The sequence below is a fragment of the Streptococcus sp. 79 genome, from assembly GCF_013277425.1.
Classification (GTDB): Bacteria; Bacillota; Bacilli; order Lactobacillales; family Streptococcaceae; genus Streptococcus; species Streptococcus pseudopneumoniae.
Genome location: NZ_VMMW01000044.1, coordinates 1 through 21,528, shown reverse-complemented (window position 1 = coordinate 21,528; position 21,528 = coordinate 1). Strand labels below are relative to the sequence as shown.

Annotated in this window: 22 protein-coding genes and 2 pseudogenes; 3 read left to right on the top strand and 21 right to left on the bottom strand. The window is 39.8% G+C overall.

Annotation, left to right across the window (positions count from 1 at the left end; all coding sequences use genetic code 11):
* Window positions 1–613 precede the first annotated feature (613 nt).
* The 14 genes from HT729_RS07395 to rplM form a co-directional block, all read right to left on the bottom strand.
* Window positions 614–1,168, bottom strand: a complete 555-nt coding sequence (locus HT729_RS07395; protein ID WP_311141307.1) for a PBECR4 domain-containing protein — start codon at window positions 1,166–1,168, stop codon at window positions 614–616.
* A 710-nt stretch (window positions 1,169–1,878) separates the two neighbouring features.
* Window positions 1,879–2,304, bottom strand: a complete 426-nt coding sequence (locus HT729_RS07390; RefSeq protein ID WP_000204075.1) for a hypothetical protein — start codon at window positions 2,302–2,304, stop codon at window positions 1,879–1,881.
* Window positions 2,297–3,043: an ImmA/IrrE family metallo-endopeptidase gene (locus HT729_RS07385; RefSeq protein WP_306345051.1), complete on the bottom strand. Its 747-nt coding sequence runs from the start codon at window positions 3,041–3,043 to the stop codon at window positions 2,297–2,299. The genes HT729_RS07390 and HT729_RS07385 overlap by 8 nt, the downstream gene beginning before the upstream one ends.
* 12 nt (window positions 3,044–3,055) lie before the next feature.
* Window positions 3,056–3,400 carry a helix-turn-helix transcriptional regulator gene (locus tag HT729_RS12440; protein ID WP_001056000.1) on the bottom strand — a complete coding sequence of 115 codons (345 nt, stop codon included), beginning with the start codon at window positions 3,398–3,400 and terminating at the stop codon, window positions 3,056–3,058.
* 370 nt (window positions 3,401–3,770) lie between these two features.
* Window positions 3,771–4,721 carry an N-acetylmuramoyl-L-alanine amidase family protein gene (locus HT729_RS07375; protein ID WP_000401884.1) on the bottom strand — a complete coding sequence of 317 codons (951 nt, stop codon included), beginning with the start codon at window positions 4,719–4,721 and terminating at the stop codon, window positions 3,771–3,773.
* Window positions 4,722–5,095: 374 nt separating this feature from the next.
* Entirely contained in the window at window positions 5,096–6,466 is a 1,371-nt protein-coding gene (locus HT729_RS07370) for an MATE family efflux transporter (RefSeq protein WP_001036247.1), read from the bottom strand.
* Window positions 6,467–6,580: 114 nt separating this feature from the next.
* Window positions 6,581–7,747: a recombinase RecA gene (recA, locus tag HT729_RS07365; RefSeq protein WP_001085465.1), complete on the bottom strand. Its 1,167-nt coding sequence runs from the start codon at window positions 7,745–7,747 to the stop codon at window positions 6,581–6,583.
* Window positions 7,748–7,801: 54 nt separating this feature from the next.
* Window positions 7,802–9,058 carry a competence/damage-inducible protein A gene (locus HT729_RS07360; RefSeq protein ID WP_000642684.1) on the bottom strand — a complete coding sequence of 419 codons (1,257 nt, stop codon included), beginning with the start codon at window positions 9,056–9,058 and terminating at the stop codon, window positions 7,802–7,804.
* An 83-nt stretch (window positions 9,059–9,141) separates the two neighbouring features.
* Window positions 9,142–10,158, bottom strand: coding sequence for an LCP family protein (locus tag HT729_RS07355; RefSeq protein WP_000239274.1), 1,017 nt, complete (start codon window positions 10,156–10,158; stop codon window positions 9,142–9,144).
* 7 nt (window positions 10,159–10,165) lie between these two features.
* Window positions 10,166–10,684, bottom strand: coding sequence for a GNAT family N-acetyltransferase (locus tag HT729_RS07350; protein ID WP_000455532.1), 519 nt, complete (start codon window positions 10,682–10,684; stop codon window positions 10,166–10,168).
* Window positions 10,674–11,117: a tRNA (adenosine(37)-N6)-threonylcarbamoyltransferase complex ATPase subunit type 1 TsaE gene (tsaE, locus tag HT729_RS07345; RefSeq protein WP_050243134.1), complete on the bottom strand. Its 444-nt coding sequence runs from the start codon at window positions 11,115–11,117 to the stop codon at window positions 10,674–10,676. Before tsaE ends, HT729_RS07350 begins: the two co-directional genes overlap by 11 nt.
* Window positions 11,118–11,315: 198 nt before the next feature.
* Window positions 11,316–11,936, bottom strand: coding sequence for a hypothetical protein (locus HT729_RS07340; RefSeq protein ID WP_100104637.1), 621 nt, complete (start codon window positions 11,934–11,936; stop codon window positions 11,316–11,318).
* Between the two features lie 317 nt (window positions 11,937–12,253).
* Window positions 12,254–12,646, bottom strand: coding sequence for a 30S ribosomal protein S9 (gene rpsI, locus HT729_RS07335; protein ID WP_000075973.1), 393 nt, complete (start codon window positions 12,644–12,646; stop codon window positions 12,254–12,256).
* A gap of 18 nt (window positions 12,647–12,664) precedes the next feature.
* Entirely contained in the window at window positions 12,665–13,111 is a 447-nt protein-coding gene (gene rplM, locus HT729_RS07330; RefSeq protein ID WP_016397194.1) for a 50S ribosomal protein L13, read from the bottom strand.
* Window positions 13,112–13,455: 344 nt separating this feature from the next.
* Between rplM and HT729_RS07325 the strand changes: the two genes are divergently transcribed.
* On the top strand, window positions 13,456–13,773 hold the full coding sequence (locus HT729_RS07325) for a DUF960 domain-containing protein (protein ID WP_000886027.1): 318 nt from the start codon (window positions 13,456–13,458) through the stop codon (window positions 13,771–13,773).
* A gap of 6 nt (window positions 13,774–13,779) precedes the next feature.
* Window positions 13,780–13,902 (top strand): hypothetical protein, encoded by a 123-nt coding sequence (locus HT729_RS12435; protein WP_258953693.1) that lies wholly within the window; start codon window positions 13,780–13,782, stop codon window positions 13,900–13,902.
* Window positions 13,903–13,979: 77 nt separating this feature from the next.
* Here the strand turns inward: HT729_RS12435 and folK are convergent, their stop codons facing one another.
* The 6 genes and pseudogenes from folK to HT729_RS07295 all read right to left on the bottom strand — a co-directional run bounded on the left by folK (window position 13,980) and on the right by HT729_RS07295 (window position 20,220).
* Window positions 13,980–14,792, bottom strand: coding sequence for a 2-amino-4-hydroxy-6-hydroxymethyldihydropteridine diphosphokinase (gene folK, locus HT729_RS07320; protein ID WP_172931854.1), 813 nt, complete (start codon window positions 14,790–14,792; stop codon window positions 13,980–13,982).
* Window positions 14,793–14,950: 158 nt separating this feature from the next.
* Window positions 14,951–15,505: a GTP cyclohydrolase I FolE gene (gene folE / locus HT729_RS07315; protein WP_000380916.1), complete on the bottom strand. Its 555-nt coding sequence runs from the start codon at window positions 15,503–15,505 to the stop codon at window positions 14,951–14,953.
* A complete protein-coding gene (locus HT729_RS07310) occupies window positions 15,486–16,808 on the bottom strand; it encodes a folylpolyglutamate synthase/dihydrofolate synthase family protein (protein WP_172931853.1) in 1,323 nt (440 codons plus the stop codon). Before HT729_RS07310 ends, folE begins: the two co-directional genes overlap by 20 nt.
* Before the next feature lies 1 nt (window position 16,809).
* Window positions 16,810–17,790 (bottom strand): dihydropteroate synthase, encoded by a 981-nt coding sequence (folP, locus tag HT729_RS07305; RefSeq protein WP_172931852.1) that lies wholly within the window; start codon window positions 17,788–17,790, stop codon window positions 16,810–16,812.
* A gap of 244 nt (window positions 17,791–18,034) precedes the next feature.
* Window positions 18,035–18,743: pseudogene (locus HT729_RS07300) on the bottom strand (lysostaphin resistance A-like protein).
* 58 nt (window positions 18,744–18,801) lie between these two features.
* A complete protein-coding gene (locus HT729_RS07295; protein WP_000359286.1) occupies window positions 18,802–20,220 on the bottom strand; it encodes an NCS2 family permease in 1,419 nt (472 codons plus the stop codon).
* Between the two features lie 189 nt (window positions 20,221–20,409).
* On the opposite strand from HT729_RS07295, the gene HT729_RS07290 reads away from it, so the two are divergent.
* Window positions 20,410–21,222 (top strand): Cof-type HAD-IIB family hydrolase, encoded by an 813-nt coding sequence (locus HT729_RS07290; protein ID WP_172931851.1) that lies wholly within the window; start codon window positions 20,410–20,412, stop codon window positions 21,220–21,222.
* A gap of 179 nt (window positions 21,223–21,401) precedes the next feature.
* On the opposite strand, the pseudogene HT729_RS07285 reads toward HT729_RS07290, so the two are convergent.
* Window positions 21,402–21,528 (bottom strand): annotated as a pseudogene (locus HT729_RS07285) (IS630 family transposase); the annotation flags it as partial.

Here is a 21,528-nt window from a genome sequence, read left to right as displayed (position 1 = left end):
GAGACATATAAAACCTTTTGATACAGCCTATTTTTTAACAAAGAGACAAGAGTTATACTACATTTATATATGCACGGCATCCTCTGTGATAAATATTACAATATTGTTACATTTTAATTACACAATCGTTTCAAGAAATATGATGGAAACCTGAGTATTTTATAGTAATTCCCTTCCTATCAATTAGGTCAACAGTTGAGTGTTGAGTGTTGAATATTGAAACACCCTATCCTCAGCAAAGGACTATTGCCAGCATTTCCTAGCCGCTAGGACGCTCCAAACCACCTATTTAAGTCCATCACTAGCTTGGTCAGTAAGATACCTACGACAAGGCGACGCTGACGTGGTTTGAAGAGATTTTCATTGAGTATAATTTTAACTTCTTATTTTTCATTCCTATTCCTTAAATAAAAAGCTCACTAAAAAAGTGAGCAACATTTCCAATGAGATACTTCTGTTGACGAGCGCGTCTCTCCGCCCCCTCATTGCCTTGCGAAGAGGCTTGGCGAATCGAAAGGAGGTGTTTTTTCCTGTTTTCAATTCTACTTATTTTTGCACATTTTTTTAATTTTATCAAACAAAAAAACGCAAGCCGAAGCCTGCGAAAAGTTTTTTATAACCATTGAATTTCTTTCACATCTGTTTTACGAACTTTAGCATATTTCTTAGCGCTTGTAAAATGTAGAGTAACCGGTTTAAACATTCCACTTTTATCTCTTCGTAAACCTAAAATTGCGGATCTTTTGTTTCTATCTTCAAAAAATATGACGTCCAACTTCATAGTGTTTTTAGATAAATCTTTGGCTAGGATACAACAACTTGTTATCTTAGAATAGAAGATATCACCGATAAAACTATACAAAGATATCCTTTCGATTACATCATTGTACATAGGATGATTTCTAAAATCTTCCAAAATAAAAACACCAGCTTGAATAGCAGGTATTGTTTGACTAGCATAATCTCGTGTGATTTTGTGCAAGCCAAATAAGTGATGTAAATCAGTCAAGCAAAAATCTACTTCGAAAGTCTCTAAATGCTTATAATTCGTTGATACTTGACATGTTTTTCCATCGAATTTCTCTTGATAATCTAAAATACAATCAAGTAATTTCAACGACAAACTCCATATTTTCTCAAAATAAAAAAAGCACGGGGCAGTTCTCACTACTGCCCAAAGTGGATGATTAGAGTCGGCTTCTCTAACTCCCTATGTTGTGCTTATTAGGCTTATCGCAAGGGAACAGTTTTTAGCTCTGCCAAGCCACATAGCGTGCTTACTACTATGTGTCCATGTCTCCATGGATTGCCGAGCGGTTTAACGACGTTTTGGGAGTCGGGATAACGAGAAAAGTGATACTTTTACGTTTTTTCCAACTTAATTATGACATCTTTCTTTCAAAAAGTCAATATTTATCGCTTTCTTTAACGAAAAAAATCCCACAAGAACGAATCCTGTGGGGAGATACACATTTTAGAAAAGCTTTCCTTTATTCTACTATTTTTCTTGTATTTTATCATTCAGTATGATAAAATACAAGTTTTTTGATAAAATAACCAAAAACTACTCGCTATCCCTTCTCACATTACCCTACATATCGTTTGACATGCGACTGATCGTTCAAGGAAACTTCAAGGACAACTTTTCTCTCATCCCCTATGTAGGTCATTTCTACTCTTATAGGCTCAATTTGACACTTTTCTTCTTCGAATTGCTCATATTCCTCCTGAATAGTAAGTTCGATTTATCCAAATTTATTTTTGTCTATTTTGATGAACACTTCCACGAAGATAGTCTGAAAATGAATTTGCACCAATTTTTCTTCTCTTTTTAAGCATATTATTCCAGATATGATTGCCCTCTTGTTCAGTAATAAATTACGCTTTAAACGCTTCAATCAGTATATCTCCTGTCGTCATATGTTCTAAAGAAAATTCTTCTACATATGGTTGAACATCTCTTAGGTTATTACTTCCTAATATCCCGTTATGCTTTTTCGCTAAGGAAATAGAAGCCGCTTCTCCCTTACCAATAACCTTGTTACTATCATGATTTCTTGTTAAATTTCTATATAATGCGTATTCTTCAGTTCCAATGTCTATGCTCACAATCTCAGCTGAACCCTTAGCTACTAACTGGTCTATCCTAGATTTTAAATGGGGGATTGTAGGTATATTGATTTCATCATACACCTCTTGTGGAATAACAATTTTACCCGAATAGAGCTTTTCTAAAAGATGTTCAGTGCCAACCCATAAAAATGCTGAAATACAATCTGTATCAATAAATACACGACTAGTCAAACGACAACTCCCCCTCTTCATCTAGCCCATATACAATATCATATCTGAAAGCATCTAGTAGCAGTTCCTCATACTTCCCTTGCGAAATTCTGTTATTTTCTAAAAGTTGTTCAGTCGATTTAATATAGTGTCCTAATACCATTTCCTTTTTACTTTCTGACAAAGGACGATATAAACTTGTATCATAGCCTAATCTTGAAGCTGTCTCTATAACACTAATATCCATATTTTTAATTTCTTCTGCATCAAGGTATCCATCATTCCGCAATCTATATAACATAGCTTTATGACTGATACCATAAAACTGACCCAATTTTATAATATCTTCTACTTCAAGATGAGTTCTATTAGCATTTTCTCTGATTTCCTCAACCATCCTATACAGTGAAGATGGGGAAACTAAAAAATATGAAGCAAACTGATCCGCTTTTCTTTCAGTTTCATCTCCTTCACCAATCAAGATAAGACTGACTGAACTCTTCTTCACCTCATCATAATAAAGATGATACAGTTCATGTGCTAAAGAAAATCCTTGTCTTCCTAATGACATGTCTGAATTGATTACAATGAGACTTGACTGAGTTCCTTTATAACAGACTCCGCTAATATTCTTTCCGAGTCCATAAAATACCAGCGTCAAATTCTCTATCTTTTGTACCAATTTAAAAATATCTATCGGCGCTTCACCGTCAGCTCCCAACTTTTTTCTAAGATTTGAAGCTTTATTACTTAAATCCATTTTATCAATCATTTATTTTGTCTCCAATAGCTGATCTATCTCAAATTGATTCAATACAATTTTATTGATTTTCGCTAAAACTTTAAGATCTTGGTCTACTATTTTATTTTTTCTAAACGATATTACACACTGTTGTTCAGCTTGTTCGCCAAACAAAAGATATTCAACCGTACAGCAAAACAGGGCAGATAGTTTCTCAATAACATCCGACGTGATATTCCTTTCACCTTTTTCCATTTTGGCAATCATGCTTTGATTCAAAGACAAATATTCAGCAATCTTATCTTGAGTAAGATTTGAAGATATTCTAAGTTCTTTTATTCTTTTTCCAACATCACATACATTTATCATATTCATACACCTCTCATAAAAAGAATAGCACACTCTTGTCATAAAATAAATTTTTTAAATAAAAAAATTATGACAAAACAAGGAAGCAATTTATTGATACTGCTTAAAAATCCAAAATTGATGATAGTAAACCTATTTGATGAGTTCCTATCAAAAATCGTATCTTCAACCTCAAAACAGTACTTAAAGCTATCCGACTCGATTTACATTGTCAAATTTAGATTTTATTTTAGCATAACTTTCTAGTTTGCTTTTTGATTTTTATTTAATATAGTAGCAAAAATTGAAGGAAATATCTCCACAAGAAAACGCATACTATTAAGCTTTTTCAAGACCTAATAATATGCGCTGTTCTGATTTGAAAGACATTCCATTATTATTTTACTGTTATCAAGCCTTCAGGCTCGACTGTAAATTCTGGTTTTTCTGCTATCGTGCCATCTTCTTTAAGGTAATACCAGCCATCATTTGATTTGACAAAGGCATTAGAAACCATGTCCCCATTTTGACTATCAAGATAGTACCAAGTCTCCTTGTATTTGATCCAGCCTGTTTTCATAGCACCTTCTCCATCGAAATAGTACCACTTCTCAGCGATTTTCTTCCAGCCTGTCGCCATTTCGCCTGACTGGTCAAACCAGTACCAGTTGCCGTCTGTGTGCTTCTTCCAGCGGTCTGCAAGCATATATCCTGAACCGTCAAAGTAATACCAGGTACCATTAACTTTCTCAAACTTATCTTTTGGATAAGAACCATCTGAGTGTACATACCAGGTGCCAGTATCGTTCTGTCGCCATCCTGCTTCAATCGTCAAGCCGTTTTCAATATCCTGCTTGAATTGCTCACGACTAATGCCCCAGCTTGCAAGATAAGGATAAGGGTCAACATGATCTGAGTTGTTGTCAGGTTGGTTATTGGTGCAATATTCGTGTGTCTTGATACCTGCTAAATCAGCAGTATCAAGCGTTTTAGGTATCCCAGCCTCGTCTGCTAGATTACGCAAGAGTTCGATATAGAGACGATAGTCAATCAGAAACTCTTCTTTCGATTCATGGCTTTCAATCAGTTCAACTTGTGCATAACCTTCTGCATTCCAACCGCCCCCAACGTCCCAGGCACCATTATCAACAGGTCCTACCTGCATAACACGACCATTACCGACTACGTGAGAAAAGAAGCCCAATTCAGGATCTTTTCTGTAATGGTAGTCAGCCTCATTTTGAACCGTTGAATTACGGTTGCCTGTGGAATGGGCATGGACTTGCCTATATGGTTGCACGCCGACTTGAGGCAAATCTGTTCTTAATTTACTCACATCAATTTCCATATTTTACTCCTTATCAATTAAAACAACTTATTTTTTACAATCCAGAGCTAGAAACTCCTTTATTTCTACCTCATAAAGAATACAATCCTAGTCACGATTGGGCTTGTAGATAGAACTTCAAAACGCACTATTTTGACACTGTAAATAGGACTGATAAGGTCTGCATCCTATCTACAATAACACCCCAGACTAAAAAGCTTTTCAAAAGTATATTTTTACAGTCTCTATATGTCCTTTTCATAAATACTATACTTTATTATATCATATAAAAGAAGTCAAAAGTCTGTTAAACTATTTTCAAGACCAAACTAAAGATAACAGCACAAGTTTTTTCGATTTTCACTAGAGGAAATGGATTTTATTAGCAAATACAGCTAGGAGAGCACTTTGGTTGCCAAGATGGCCTTACCTTCTTTTATCAAGGGGTGACGGAACAGTGAGAAGTACAGTTGGATGGTCATGGTAACCCAGATGAGGGGTTCACAAAGAATAACTCCCTTATAGCCCGCCCAAGGGATAATCAAGACCACAAAAGCGATTTTCCCGATTAGTTCGATAAAACTAGAAACCAGAGGAAGGATTTTTTGCCCCAAACCCTGCAAACAATTGCGATAAATCAACAAGAGGCTCAAAATGGGATAAAAGGCTGAACTAATTTGCAGATAGAGACTTCCATTTTCTATCAAGTAACCATCTGTCGAACTAGCCAAGAAGGAAACCAAGGCTGGACTGGCAAAAAAGAGGAAAACACAAACAAAAACTGCCCAGGATATACTTAAACGACTGCCGATTCGAAGGCCTTGAACAATACGGTCTGGGCGCTTAGCACCTAAATTCTGAGAAGCAAAGGTCGTCATCGAAGCAGAAATAGCAGTCATCGGAAGAAGGGCGAAGGCCATAATGCGTCGAGCCGCCGTTTGTGCACTTATAATCACTGCGCCAAAGGTATTGACAGAAGACTGTAAAATCACACTGCCGATGGACACAATTGAACTCATCAAGCCCATAGCCAAACCTTGCTCCAAGAGATCTGCGTACAAGGACTTATCCCATTTGAAATGCTTGCGCTGAGGCAAAAGTTCTGGCACACTCTTACAGATATAATAAAAGCAAAGAACCGCTGATAAACCTTGCGAAATAATGGTAGCAAGTCCCGCGGATTGAACTCCCAGATGCAGTTGCGTAATAAAATAGAGATCCAGAACCACATTAACCAGAGCAGAAAAAATCAAAAATCCAAGGGCAGCTAGACTGTCCCCAATGGACTGCAACAAACCTGCAAAAAGATTATAGGCAAAGCTGACACCGACACAAGTCACAATCATAGAAATATATTGATAGGACTGGGGAAGGATTTCAGCAGGGGTATCTAGGTACTGTAAAAGAGGATACAAACCAAGAAAGCCCAGCAGCATCACTACAACACTCAAAAGAGCCCCTAAAATCCAGGTGGATGCTACTGCTTCCTTGATTTTAGTGAAATTCCGAGCTCCATAATAACGGGCAATGACAATCCCCATGCCATTTCCAACACCAAGAGTAAAACCTACAATCAGGTCAAAAATCGCTGTCGTCGCCCCTACCGCTGCCAAGGAGTCTTGTCCAAGAAAACGTCCAACAATCAAGACATCAGCAGTGTTATAGAGTTGCTGAAAGATATTAGACAGCAAGATTGGGAAGGCAAAACTCAAGAGAGAAGGAAGAATCGGACCATGTATCAGGTCCACTGTTCGTTTTTTATTCATAAGGCTATTACATCAGCTTTCTAGTGGAGCCACAAGAAACAGCAAACTATAGTCAATCTGAAATCTTGAATCAAAAATCGAAAAAGTAGCGGATTTCTCCACTACTTTAACAGCTTATTCTTCAATTTCGATTTCAAGTTCATCGCCTAGGTCAAGTGTCACTTCTTCATTCACAGAATCTGCTTGAACTGCTTCATCTTTTTTGTTTTCAGTATCTTGTTCTGAAGCTTCTTCTCCATCAATCAAGCCAAATTTAGAACGGACTTGCTTATCAATTTCATCAAAGATTTCTGGGTGCTCTGCCAAATATTTCTTAGAATTCTCAGAACCCTGACCGATTTTTTCATCCTTGTAAGAATACCAAGCTCCTGCTTTTTTGATAATATCCAAGTCGCTTGCAATCTTCAAGAGTTCACCAGTCTTAGAAATTCCTTCTCCGTACATAATTTCAACTACGGTTTCCTTAAACGGTGGAGCTACCTTATTTTTTACAACCTTAATCTTAGTTTCTTTACCGACATTGGTTTCTTTTTGGTCACCAGTTCCCTTAATTTGTGTGTTACCACGAACATCTAAGCGGACTGAAGCATAGAATTTCAAAGCACGTCCGCCAGGTGTTGTTTCTGGATTTCCAAACATGACCCCAACTTTTTCACGCAATTGGTTGATAAAGATAGCAATTGTTTTGGTTTTATTGATAGAAGCACCAAGTTTACGCATGGCCTGACTCATCATACGGGCCTGCAAACCAACGTGGCTATCACCGATATCTCCATCAATCTCCGCACGAGGTACAAGGGCCGCAACTGAGTCGACCACGACAAGATCTACAGCACCTGAGTCAATCAATTTTCCTGCAATTTCAAGACCTTGCTCTCCTGAGTCTGGTTGTGACAAGAGCAATTCGTCAATGTTAACACCAAGGGCCGCAGCATAAGCTGGGTCAAGGGCATGCTCCGCATCGATAAAGGCTGCAATCCCACCTTCTTTTTGCGCTTGTGCAACTGCATGAAGGGCAACCGTCGTCTTACCAGATGACTCTGGTCCATAGATTTCGATGATACGTCCCTTAGGATAACCACCTGAACCAAGGGCAATGTCAAGAGCTAAAGAACCTGAGCTCATCACTTGCACCTTTTGCTCCGCACGTTCACCCAAACGCATGATTGATCCTTTACCAAAGTCTTTCTCAATCAATTTAAGAGCATCATTCAAGGCCTTTTCACGTTCTGCCCCAAATTTTTTTGAAATTTCTTCTAATTTTTTTGGTTTTTTCGCCATTCTATTCTCCTACATTCTAATGATCCTCAGACCTATCTACTATTATATCAAAAGTTAGTCACTTAATAAAGCCTTGCGAACTAGGTTAAAGGCATGCATAACAGCAATGTGACGTACATCTGCTCGACTTCTGCCTCCAATATTGACCTTGATAACCTCAGTTCCTTGCTCTCGAGCCAAGCCTATGAAGACTGTCCCAGCTGGATGCCCTTCTAGGCTATCTGGCCCTGCCACTCCAGTCAAACTAATTCCAAAATCAGATTGAGTCTTGTTTCGTGCCTGCTCAGCCATCTTCTGTGCTGTAAATTCAGATACCACACTCTGTTCTTCCAAATCCTTGACAGGAATATCCAACATTTTTGATTTTTCCTCCAAGCTATAGGTCACAAAACCACCCTTAAATATACTTGAAGCTCCTGAAAAATCCGCTACCCTAGCTTGGAAAAGACCTGCCGTCAAACTCTCTGCAGCCGTGATGGTTTTCCCTTGTTTTTTCAGTTCTTCTACCACAATGCTGGCTAAACTGGACTCTTCCCCATAACCATAACAAAGGTCTCGTAAAGAAAGTCCTTCAAAGGTCTGGCGATCCAAGATTTGATGTTCCAAAATATCCAGCACTTGATTCGCCTCTTCTTGACTGCTAGCCTTTGTTGACAGACGCAAGGTTACCTCTCCTGTCTTGGCATAAGGTGCCAAGGTCGGATCGGTCTGATTATCAATTAAATCAGCCAAAATCGTCACCAACTGGCTCTCGCCAATCCCAAAGAAACGAAGAACCCGGGAATACAGCTTACTCCCCGTCATCAACTTGGGTAGAAGTTGGTTTAAGACCATAGGCTTCAATTCACTTGGCGGACCAGGAAGGACAACGTAGGTCACTCCATCTACTTCTAGTATTCCTCCCACAGCCAGCCCCGTTTCGTTTGGCAGTGGAGTCGCTCCTTCTACAATTTGGGCTTGTCTTTCGTTATTCGGTGTTCGGGCATAATCTGGTCGCTGGGCGAAAAAGACATCTAACTTCTCCTGAGCCTGAGGATCGAAGACTAATTCTTTCCCTAAAAATTTAGCCAGAGTTTGTTTGGTCAAATCGTCCTCAGTCGGCCCTAAACCACCTGTCAAAATCACCAGACTGCTACGTTGACTGGCAATCTCAAGCAAAGACAAGAGACGGGCTTCGTTGTCTCCTACAGCCGTCTGAAAATATACATCTACCCCAATCTCTGCTAGTTTTTCTGATAAAAACTGAGCATTAGTGTTGACAATCTGTCCTGTCAAAATCTCTGTTCCAACAGCAATGATTTCTGCTTTCATGTTTCCTCCTACCTATCTATTCGTATTTTTTTGAAAAAATCGCAGGAAATTTCCCACGATTGATTTTTTATTTGTATCAAAAGTTAATTATCTTCATCACCAACAGGTGCTCTGCCAAATAAATCTTCAAATAAGACCGCATTGGTTTCAAGCTGAGTGACTTCTTCTTGTCCCAAAGAACGTCGGAGTAGATTTTGCATTTCCAACATATGGGCTCTCGAAACAATCTGGTAAGAAACACCTTGAAGCATCTCTCCTTCACCCTGCAACTGCTGAGTTTCAATGGTTTTAAATGAATCTTTATAGCCTAGCAAGTTAGGGATACTTTTTGCAGACAAATCAATATTGGTCTGCATATTGTCACTCAAAGCTTTTAGAATCTCTTGATAATGACCAACACTATTTAAACTGAGAGCTTTTTCCATGACTTTTTGAATAACTTCACGTTGACGTTTTTGACGACCATAATCCCCCTCAGGATCTTGGTAACGCATTCGTGCATAGACTAGGGCTTCTTCTCCCCCAATATGTTGCTCCCCAACACCGATAGAAATGGTATTAAATTCTTCTTGGTCACTGATAGAAATTGGGAAACCTAGGGTATTATTGACTGTAATACCACCTACTGCATCCACTAGTTTTTGTAACCCTTTCATATTGACCATCACATAGCGATCAATATGGATATTCATCATTTTTTGAATGGTTTCTATAGCAAGCTCTGCTCCACCATCTGCATATGCTGAATTCAGTTTCGCTTCATGAGCCTGACCATTCCCTGATTCAATGCGGGTCAGAATATCCCGCTCTAAACTCATCATTGTTGTTTTTTTCGTTTTAGGATTCACTGTCATCAAGATCATGCTATCACTTCTACCGACCCAAGTTTCAGTTCGTTCAGCATTTCCGGTGTCCACTCCCATTAACAGAATGGTTAGAGGTTCAGTCGCTTCAATAACCTTGGTTTCTTCGCCGATTTTTTTATAGGTTTTAGCTAAGGTTTCTGTCCCTTGTTGATAAATAGTATAAGCAAAAATACCTGCTCCTACTACAGTTACAGAAAGTAAAGCTAGCACCATTCCAATAATTTTTTTAACCATATTTCTACTAATCTATCAGTTTACCCATCAAGTAAACATCGATAAATTTCCCTTCTTCTATATATGCTCCACGCTCTTGGCGACCTTCAATTACAAAGCCATGCTTTTGATACAGATGAACTGCTGCTTGATTACGAGTTTGGACAGTCAGCTGGAGACGACGCAGAATGCCACTTGCTTGTGCCCACTCTATCGCTTCTTCTAGCAACAAACTTCCCAATCCATTATTCCAATATCTTTTTCCAATCACAATGAAGAGATCTCCAATATGATGGACTCTCTTGCGCTGGTCAGCTGTAATATTTACAATACCAGCAATTTTATCATTTAAGAATGCAAGTAAGGTTATCTGATTGTCCGAACTAGCTTGCTTGTTGAGGAATACTTCAATCTCCTCACTGGTCAAGAGAATACCATCTCCGTCTAAGCTGGTAAAATCTGTCTCCAAACTTACACGATTTAAAAAGGCCACTAATTCAGCTGCATCTTTAGGCTCTGCTTCCCTAATGAGCAATTCATACTCCATGTTGAAGCTCCTCTAAGAGTTTTTCTGCACGCAAACCCTTTGCCTGAAAATTTAAACGACGTCCATCTGCTTCTTTTAGAATTTCCAATTCTAAATAAGTATCTGGCAAGGCATCTCCTAAGAGATTTCCCCACTCAATAACAGTCACGCCTCCACCAAAGAGAAATTCATCCAAATCAATAGAATCCGCATCTCCTCCAATACGATAAACATCTAAATGGTAAAGCGGAAGACGCCCCTCATACTCTCTTACGATAGTATAGGTGGGACTTTTAATCATTTGAGAAATCTGCAATCCTTTCGCAAGTCCTTTAGTAAAGGTCGTTTTACCTGCGCCCAGTTCTCCAGTTAAGATTAAAACATCATTCTTTGCTAATAGATGACCCAAACGCTCCCCTAAGGATTGTAGCTCTTCTTCATTTTTTGTGTACATACTCTTATTATACCAAAAACTTTTCTTTTGTGTCTATTTTCCTGCTAAACTTATACTCAATGAAAATCAAAGAGCAAACTAGGAAGCTAGCCGCAGGCTGCTCAAAGCACTGTTTTGAGGTTGCAGATAGAGCTGACGTAGTTTGAAGAGATTTTCGAAGAGTATTACCATCATAACATCCATAAAAACAAGCTTTCTCTAAAAGAAAATGAGCGTAGCAATGACCAATACAAGATCTCGGAAAATATGACCATAAAAGGAAACTTCCTTCTTGACCGAATTTGGGACAAGATAGGCTGCAAAAAACAAACCCAGTCCAATATACATCAGAAGTGAGACAATGGTCATTGGATTTCTTAAGAAGAGAAGTGTGGCTAAAATAGTCACCAACACTGTCTTTTTTCTATCTAGCATAGCAAGTAAATCGCGCATGTATTTTTTCAAGGGTAAAAAAATCAGCAAATCTAGTCCAAATAGGAAAAAGAAGGATGGCAATAAAAAGTCAACTAATTCTTGCTGCAGCGTATTTTTGATGAACAAGTTATCTGACAGGACAAGAACAGCCCCTAACAAATTAATTAAAAGTAACATACTGTAAAAAAGCTTCACCGACTTCTTACTGGCTAGGACACTATGGACTTCTTGCTTACGGGTATAAAGATAATTTACTCCAGCACAGATTCCTGAAACGAAGACCATACTTCCGATGAAAAAAGCTGTACTTTGTTTAAAGGACAAGATGCATTCCTTCCATAGGAAACAGCTACTCAAACTGATTTGAATTAAAGCTAACAAAAATAAGATTCTCATTGATTTCATCTTTTCTCTCCCTTCATACCAATCATTATACTAGGAGAAAAAAGAGAACTGTTTCTAATCTTCTCAAATGTCTTTTTAAGACGCTAAACAAACATGAGAGACTAATACTCAATGAAAATCAAAGAGCAAACTAGGAAGCTAGCCGCAGGTTGCTCAAAACACTGTTTTGAGGTTGCAGATAGAGCTGACGTGGTTTGAAAAGATTTTCGAAGAGTATAAAGTCGCAACAACTGTGTCAATTGCACCAATTTAGTAAGAAAGTATAAAAAAAGAACACCCCGAAAGGTGCTCTGTATAAGTATAGTAATTCTTTCGAATTAACGTTTACTAAATTGTGATGCTTTACGAGCTTTCTTAAGACCTGGTTTCTTACGTTCAACTTTACGTGAGTCACGTGTAAGAAGTCCTGCGCGTTTCAATGAATCGCGGAAGTCAGGGTCTACTTGAAGAAGGGCACGAGCGATACCGTGACGGATAGCTCCTGATTGACCAGCGTATCCACCACCTACAACGTTAACGAAAACGTCGTATGAACCTACAGTTGAAGTAACTGCGAATGGTTGGTTGATGACAAGACGAAGGTCAGCGTGTGGGATGTACTCTTCAACATCTTTTTTGTTAACAGTGATTTTACCAGTTCCTGGAACAAGGCGAACGCGTGCAACAGCGTTTTTACGACGTCCAGTACCTGCATATTGTGCTTGTGACATACTTTATTGTTCCTTTCCTTAGATAAGTCCTGAAATGTCAAGAACTTCTGGTTGTTGTGCAACGTGAGTGTGCTCAGCTCCAACAAATACTTTCAACTTCATACCTTGAGCGCGTCCAAGAGTATTGTGTGGAAGCATACCTTTAACTGATTTCTCGATCAAACGTACTGCATTTTTAGAACGAAGTTCACCTGCAGAGATTTGTTTCAATCCACCTGGGTGGTTTGAGTGAGTGTAGTAGATTTTATCAGTTGCTTTTTTACCAGTCAATTTAACTTTTTCAGCATTGATAACAATCACAAAGTCACCTGTATCAGTGTGTGGTGTAAATGTTGGTTTGTTTTTTCCGCGAAGTACGCTAGCAACTACTGCAGAAAGACGTCCAAGTGGTACATCAGTTGCGTCAACTACGTACCATTTACGTTCAACCTGGCCTGGTTTAGCCATAAATGTTGTTTTGTTCATGATTTCTCCTATATATAGTTCGATTTTTGTTTACGATGATGGGTGTTCCTTCCCATCGAAAAGTATTTGGAAGGTTCCGGGGCCTTTCAAATGGGGTAAACAATACCGCCTACTATCATACCAAATTTCACCCCTAAAAGTCAATAGATATGAAAAATATTTTTCGGTAACTTCTCAAAGTAACTGAAAGTTATATAATCAAGTTAATTTGGGAATTTACCTATTAACTTCGGTAGATTTTTGGGAATTTTTCCCTGTAGCTAAAATCCTTTTCAAAAAATCACCTTTTCTTGATTTTTAATCCTATTTGCTGTATGATAAGGGAAAAGAAAGGGGACAGAGATATGGCTTTTACCAATACCCACATGCGGTCTGCTAGTTTTGGCATTGTTACCAGCTTGCCTGATGACATCATTGACTCTTTTTGGTATATCATCGACCATTTCTTAAAAAATGTCTTTGAATTGGAAGAAGAACTCGAGTTTCAATTGCTTAATAACCAAGGAAAGATTACCTTCCACTTTTCAAGTCAACACCTCCCTACAGCCATTGATTTTGACTTTAACCACCCTTTCGACCCTCTTTATCCTCCAAGAGTCCTGGTTTTAGATATGGATGGTAGAGAGACTATCCTCCTCCCAGAAGAAAATGACCTATTTTAATACTCAATGAAAATCAAAGAGCCAACTAGGAAGCTAGCCGCAGGTTGCTCAAAGCACTGCTTTGAGGTTGTGGATAGAACTGACGAAGTCAGCTCAAAACACTGTTTTGAGGTTGCAGATGGAAGCTGACGTGGTTTGGAAGAGATTTTCGAAGAGTATAAAAACTCTAGCCTTCAGTTACAAGCGACTGAAAACTAGAGTTTTTTCTATTTTTTCAAAGCATTATACAAGTTGCGGATCGGTTGCTTTAAGGTAGGATGGATAAAATGAGGCGCAATTTCTTGAAGAGATTCAAGGACAAAAAGGCGTTCCGCTATATAAGGATGAGGCAAGATGAGGTTGTCTGTATAAAGGATCTGGTCCTCCACAAAGAGCAAGTCCAAATCAATCAAACGAGGCCCCCAATGTACTTCTCTCACCCGTCCCATCTCTGACTCAATAGCTAACAAGGTCTCTAATAGCACTGGGGCAGGTAACCAGGTTTCTACTTCAATCACTTGATTAGCAAAGCTATCCTGCTCCACTCCACCCCAAGGCTCCGTCGTCAAGACACTGGACTCTTTGAGAATATGGATACCTCGATTTCGCATTTTCTCAATGGCTTGTTTCAAGTTTGCTTGCTTATTCCCCATGTTGCTTCCTAGGGCGATAAAGGCTCGTTGCTTACGGCGATGGATGGTTACGGAGCAAGTATCTAGTGGCAAATGAACCGGCGCCCAAGGCTTTTTCAGTTCCAGCTTCATTTCTTGGACAAGAGGATAGGTCTCAAAAGTACGTGCCACCAGTTTATAAGCTACCGTTTCAATCAAATCCTCACTCGTTTCCTGAAACCAAGTCGTCCACTGCTGACACAGTTCTCCATAATGTACAGAAGCCGTTAAATCTAAGTCTGTCGACGCCTTGGTCATATCATAGGATAGGATTGCGGAAATAACAAACTTCTGCCCCAATTCTTTCTCACTAGGAAATAGACCATGATAGGCAAAAATTTCCAAATCCTTAATCTGCAGTTGATCCATAATGATTCCTTTCTAGAAAAATCCGCTTCAAGCGGATTCTTTTTATACTCAATGAAAATCAAAGTGCAAACTAGGAAGCTAGCCGCAGGCTGCTCAAAACACTGTTTTGAGGTTGCAGATGGAAGCTGACGTGGTTTGAATTTGATTTTCGAAGAGTATTATAGTCCCATTAAACGATAAGCCTGGTCGCGGAGGTCCTTATCTGTTTCAAATAGACCACGAGCTACTGTCGTCAAGGTTGCAGTGCCTGGTTTTCTGACACCACGCATGCTCATACACATATGTTCCGCCTCAATGACAACAAAGGCTCCTTTAGCACCTAGATAGTCCATCAAGGCATCAGCCACCTCGATATTCAAACGTTCTTGAATTTGTGGTTTTTTCGAATAAACTTCAACCGTACGAGCTAGCTTAGACAAACCTGCCACACGACCATCTGGAATGTAGGCAATATGTGCTCTCCCATAAAATGGTAGAAAGTGGTGTTCACACATGGTATGGAAAAAAATATCCTTTTCTACCACCATATTATCGTCAATAATCTCAAAGGATTTTGACAAATGTTCCTCCGCTGTTTGACCAAGACCTGAAAAAATCTCTTGGTACATACGGGCTACACGAGCAGGTGTTTCCTGCAAGCCCTCACGGTTAGCGTCCTCTCCTACAGCTTCGATAATCATTTTTACAGCTGCTTCAATCTTTTGTGTATCCATTTTCATTCTTCCTCTCCATCAGATAGTCTCTCACTTGGCTCAAGAAATACAAGGAACCTGTGACAATCCTAACTGTTTGTTTCTCTTCTTTTTTATCTGTCAATTTCTGCTCTAGAAAATCCTGCCAATCTTGGTAGCTGAGATTTCTAGACTTAGCTGCCTCTTCCAGCACGCTTTCATCAGTCGCCCGACTATCGTCAAAATGTGTCAGTGTAAGCTCGGTATCTGGGATTTCTTCCAGCAAGTCCAACATATCCTCCAAGGCCTTGGTTTTGATGCAAGTAAAGAGGATTTCCTTATGATAATCCGCAAAGCGTTCTTGCAAGGTTGCCAATAAGGCCTTGATAGCATGGGGATTGTGGGCTCCGTCCAAAATCATCAGGGGGTCTCTCGACACAACTTCCAAACGCCCTGGCCAACTTGTTTCTTCCAAGGCTTGAGCAATCAAGATATTAGCTGGTAGCTCTCGACCATCTTCTTGACAAAAAGTATCAAGTAAAGCTATGGCCATCCCAGCATTCTCTATCTGGTGCAAACCAAGTAAACCTGTCTGGAAGCGCCCTTGTCTGACAGAACTGGTATAGTCAAAGACTTCCCCTGTCACCACACTCTCTTGATGACAAACTTGATAATCTTTCCCATAGGCAATTCTCGGCGCATCTTTCCCTTCCGCAATGCGGTCAATCACAGCCAAAGCTTCTGGAGCAATACGACCTGTCACCAAGGGAATACCTTGTTTGATAATACCAGCTTTCTGCTCTGCTATGGCTTCCAAGGTGTCACCAAGTAGGGCTACATGGTCCAATCCAATAGTCGTGATGCCTGTTAGAATAGGCTGGCAAATATTGGTACTATCTAAAAGTCCACCCATGCCCACTTCCATGATGGCCACATCTACTTGCTCTGCGGCAAAGTAATCATAGGCTATAGCTGTGATAATCTCAAACTCGGTTGTCCCCTGCAAATTGGCAGCCGATTCCCCTTCCAGTAAAGACTGATAGTCTGCCATGAGGGCTTCTAGCCTAGACACTGGAATGGATTCCCCATTGATGCTAATCTGGTCTGTATAATGAATGAGATAGGGCGAGTTGAACACCCCAACTCTCAGCCCCATCTTTTCTAGCATATTTTTCAAAAAAGCAATGGTCGAGCCCTTGCCATTAGTCCCTCCGATATGGATGACCTTGAGTTTGAGATGGGGATTGCCACGCAAAGCTAACAGTTCCACCATTCGTTCCAAGCCAAAATGCGGTTGATCCGTCCGATAGTTAGCAATCCACTGATTATTTTCAAATTCTTTCATCTTATTTATATTGTTTTAAATCTAAATTTTCCGCTTCATCAGCCAATCGAATGGCTGATGCAATTTCAACTGCCATCTTGTGACTGGCTACGTCATGCACGCGCACCACTTCCACACCCTGTCTCGCAGCGATACTGGTTACATGAGCCGAAGCCGTGTCCCGATTGCGGAAACCATGTTCTGTCTCAGGATCGACTTCAAAGCCATTTTCTTCAAGAATATTGATGACAAATCGCTTGCGCGACACTCCAAGAAAGATTGGATAGCCCTTCTGATGTAGTTTATCTAAGTCCCGTAAAAGGAGCAGATTTTCTTTCTTGGTCAGACCAAAGCCAATTCCTGAATCCAACAGAATATTTTCTTGTGCAATCCCAGCTTCCTCTGCTCTCGCTAGGGCTCGTTCAAAGAAAGCCTCCATCAACTCTTCGATTGGCGACGTTTCAAAGTCAGCTAACTCTTCCTCTGTAAAAGCTTGTCCAAATCCAAAATGAGGGAAGATGAGCGAGCTAGGGTGCTGAGGTCGCGCCATGACTGGATTAAACATAATGACTACTTTCGCTCCAGCCTTTGCAACTACATGGGCCATTTTTTCATCACCCATGAGACCAGTGATATCATTAACTAGATTAGCACCAGCAGCCAAAGCAGCCTCTGCCACCTGACTCTTCCAAGTATCAATGGAGATAAGGACATCGCTTTCCTTGCGAATCGCTTTAATCACTGGAACAACACGCTGGATTTCCTCTTCTATCTCAACATAGCTGCTTCCCAGCCCCGGCCGAGTCGATTCTCCGCCGATATCTAGCATACTAGCACCTTCTGCTATCAATTTACGAGCCTGCTGGAGTGCCTGCTCAAGAGCAAAAAATTGACCACCATCCGAAAAAGAATCTGGGGTTACATTGATAATTCCGCAAATAGCTGTCTTTGCATGATTGGCTTTACTTGACATATCGGTCACTCCCTCAAGGCTTTTCATCATATTATTTCTCTATTTTACCATAAAAAGAAAAAGATGGACACGATTGCATTCATCTTTTTCCCAGTAGAAACAAGTAAGCAATTGTCAAAAATTTTATACTCTTCGAAAATCTCTTCAAACCGCGTCAACGTCGCCTTGCCGTATATATGTGACTGACTTCGTCAGTCTTATCTACAACCTCAAAACAGTGTTTTGAGCAGCCTGCGGCTAGTTTCCTAGTTTGCTCTTTGATTTTCATTGAGTATTAAACAGAAATTCCTAAAATCCGACTCATGATCACCACAAGAGCCAACAAACAGAAAGCAACCCCATTCACAATCATGTGAAGTAAGATAGACATTTCCAAACGCTGGGTCTTGTAAGCCGTCCAAGATAGAACGATCGACATACCTCCATAAATCAATAAAGAAGGTAAATTACTTGGTTGATGCAATAAAGCAAACACAATCGTACCGACTACAAATCCCAAGTTCTCCTTGCCTCTGAAAATCTTTTTAGGAACAATCCCACGGCACAAGATTTCCTCACAAATTGGAGCAAGCAATGCTAGCAAGAAAAAGCTAGAAATCAAAGAACTATTTTGAACCATATCATTAATCTGAGACTGGTTACTTGTTGTCTTCTCATTTGACAGTTGTAACAAGATAGAACCAAGTATATTTGAACAGATAATGACTAAATAACTCAAGCCCAAACGTGCCAAATCCTTAGCTCTAAAAAAAAGAAAAATTAAAACTTGCTAATTGCGTTTTACGAGCTCCAATAATAAATAACGCTAAAACCACAATTGAAATACCAGCGACTATCAGTCCTGACTGTAACAGTGGTACTGCATTTAAAGTTAAAATAGCAGTAACCCCTAAAGGAACCTGATATAAAATTGTCGCTAGCAAAAAGACCAAAATCCAGCCTGCACGATTCAACAATTCTTTCCACATACTTTTCTCTTCCATCATTCATCTCCTAGACTTTGTATTAAAAAAAGGGGGAAATCCCCCCTGGGTCATTCTACTATAAGGCCATGCTGATGTAGTTCAGGATAAACAAGGCATCCAAAATCCAAATCATGACATGAACATCTTTAGCTTGACCTTTGACAAGCTTAGTCAAAGTGTAAGTCAAGAAACCAACTGCAATCCCTTGAGTGATAGAGTAGCTGAATCCCATAAAGATAGATGTGAAGAAAGCAGGAACTGCTTCAGACATATCATCCCAATGGATATTTTTCAAGCTAGCCAACATCATAATCCCAACGATAATCAAGATTGGAGCTGTAGCGGCTGTTGGTACAATCGCTAGAAGTGGGCTAAAGAAGCTTGAGATCGCAAAACAGATTGCCACGACCAAGGCTGTCAAACCAGTACGTCCACCTGCACCGATACCAGCAGCAGACTCAACATAAGTCGTTACGTTCGAAGTACCAGCGATGGCACCAATTGAAGTACCAATCAAGTCAGAGTAAAGAGCCTTGTCCAACTTAGCTGATTGGTGATTTTCACCATTTGTCGCTACAATACCAACTTTTTCACCTGTACCGATTAAGGTACCAATTGTATCAAAAATATCTGTCAATGAGAAGGCAAGAATAGCCATCAGGGTTTCAGGCAATCGAGCAGTATCTGAAATCAAAGCTCCCAAACCTTCTGAACCAAGAGCTGCACCAAAGACTGTTTTCAAGTCTTCAAAGGCTGCACCAACATGGTTATTAGCAAAATCGATACTAGACAAATCTACCAAACCAACTGCGATAGCAAGAACAGTTGTTGTCAAGATAGAGAGGATAATTCCCCCTTTAATTCCTTTGATAACAAAGAAAATTGTGATAGCAAGTCCTGCAAGAGCCACTAAAACAGCTGGATTATTAAAGCTGACCAATCCTGGAACTGCTGAAGAGTTTGCTGCAATCGTTGCTTGAGCTTTGTCAGCCCCTTCTCCTACAACAGTATAGTTGCCTGGATCAATCGTGAATTTCAAAAGTCCAGCATTCTTAATCCCTACATAGGCAAGGAAGACACCGATACCAGCTGAAATAGCTGAGCGAAGAGCATTGGGAATCGATTCAATGATCATTTTACGAACATTTGTCAAGGTAATAATCAATGAAATAATCCCACAGATGAAGACCATAGCTAGGGCTTCTTGCCAAGAATAACCGAGCCCAAATACAACTGTAAAGGTAAAGAAGGCATTGAGTCCCATACCTGGCGCTTGAGCATATGGTAAGTTGGCGTAGAAGGCCATCATCAGGGTACCAGCAACTGCACCGATAATCGTTGCGAGGAATACACCCTGAGCAGGCATTCCTGTTTGCGAAAGAATTTGTGGGTTTACAAAGAGAATATAACTCATTGCGAAGAAAGTCGTTAAACCAGCGAGAACCTCTGTACGAACGTCTGTACCGTTCTCTTTTAGTTTAAATAATTTGTCCATTATCAATCTCCTTTTAATTTTTACGAACAATAATAGAATTATATCATTTATCATTCACTTTTTCAATATCTTTGTTTAATTTATTTAAGAAATTGATTCAATTTCATTTTTTGTTTGGAATCTGCTTTTCTGCCTGCTTTTTGTTATAATAGTAGACATCTTATCTGAAAAGACACTAGAAAGGTCCCTATGACGAAAAAAATTATTGCACTAGATCTGGATGGAACCCTACTCAACTCAGACAGTCAAATTTCTGACTTTACCAAAAAAACCATCAAAAAAGTTGCTGAAAAAGGCCATCAGGTTATTATTACGACAGGGCGCCCTTACCGCATGTCAAAAGATTTCTACCGTGAACTAGGCTTAAACACTCCTATGATTAATTTCAACGGCTCCCTTACTCATTTACCAGACCAAGTTTGGGATTTTGAAAAGTGTTTGACTGTAGACAAAAAATATCTTTTAGATATGGTTCGACGTTCAGAGGACATTCAAGCCGATTTTATCGCTGGAGAATATCGTAAAAAATTTTACATTACAAATCCCAATGAAGAAATTGCTAATCCCAAACTATTTGGTGTAGAAGCTTTCCAGCCTGAAGATCAATTCAAGCCTGAATTGGTGACCAAGGACCCTAACTGTATCCTCTTGCAGACCAGAGCCAGTGACAAATATGCCTTGGCAAAAGACATGAACGCCTTCTACCAGCATCAACTGTCTATCAATACCTGGGGAGGTCCGCTCAATATCCTTGAGTGTACCCCAAAAGGTGTCAACAAAGCCTTTGCTTTGGACTACTTGCTCAAGGTAATGAACCGTGACAAAAAAGATTTGATTGCTTTTGGAGATGAGCACAATGATACCGAAATGCTTGCTTTTGCTGGGAAGGGTTATGCCATGAAAAATGCCAATCCAGAGCTACTCCCCTATGCAGATGAACAAATTTCCCTTACCAACGACCAAGATGGGGTTGCCAAAACCCTGCAAGACTTATTCTTATAACCTATACTGATACTCAATGAGAATCAAAGAGCAAACTAGGAAGCTAGCCGTAGGTTGCTCAAAGCACTGCTTTGAGGTTGTAGATGAAGCTGACGTGGTTTGAAGAGATTTTCGAAGAGTATGACCAGCTTGCAAGCTGGTCTTTATGCTCTTTTCACAGTCTCATCAACCAGTTATACTCATCTACTTTCAAAAAGCATTCTAGTCCATCTCCGATTAACGATGGACGTTATCACCTCCTTCTCCAGTCCTTGTATAACATCTTGAAGTTGATTCATGACATCTTCCAAAGTTCGAAAGGCTTTA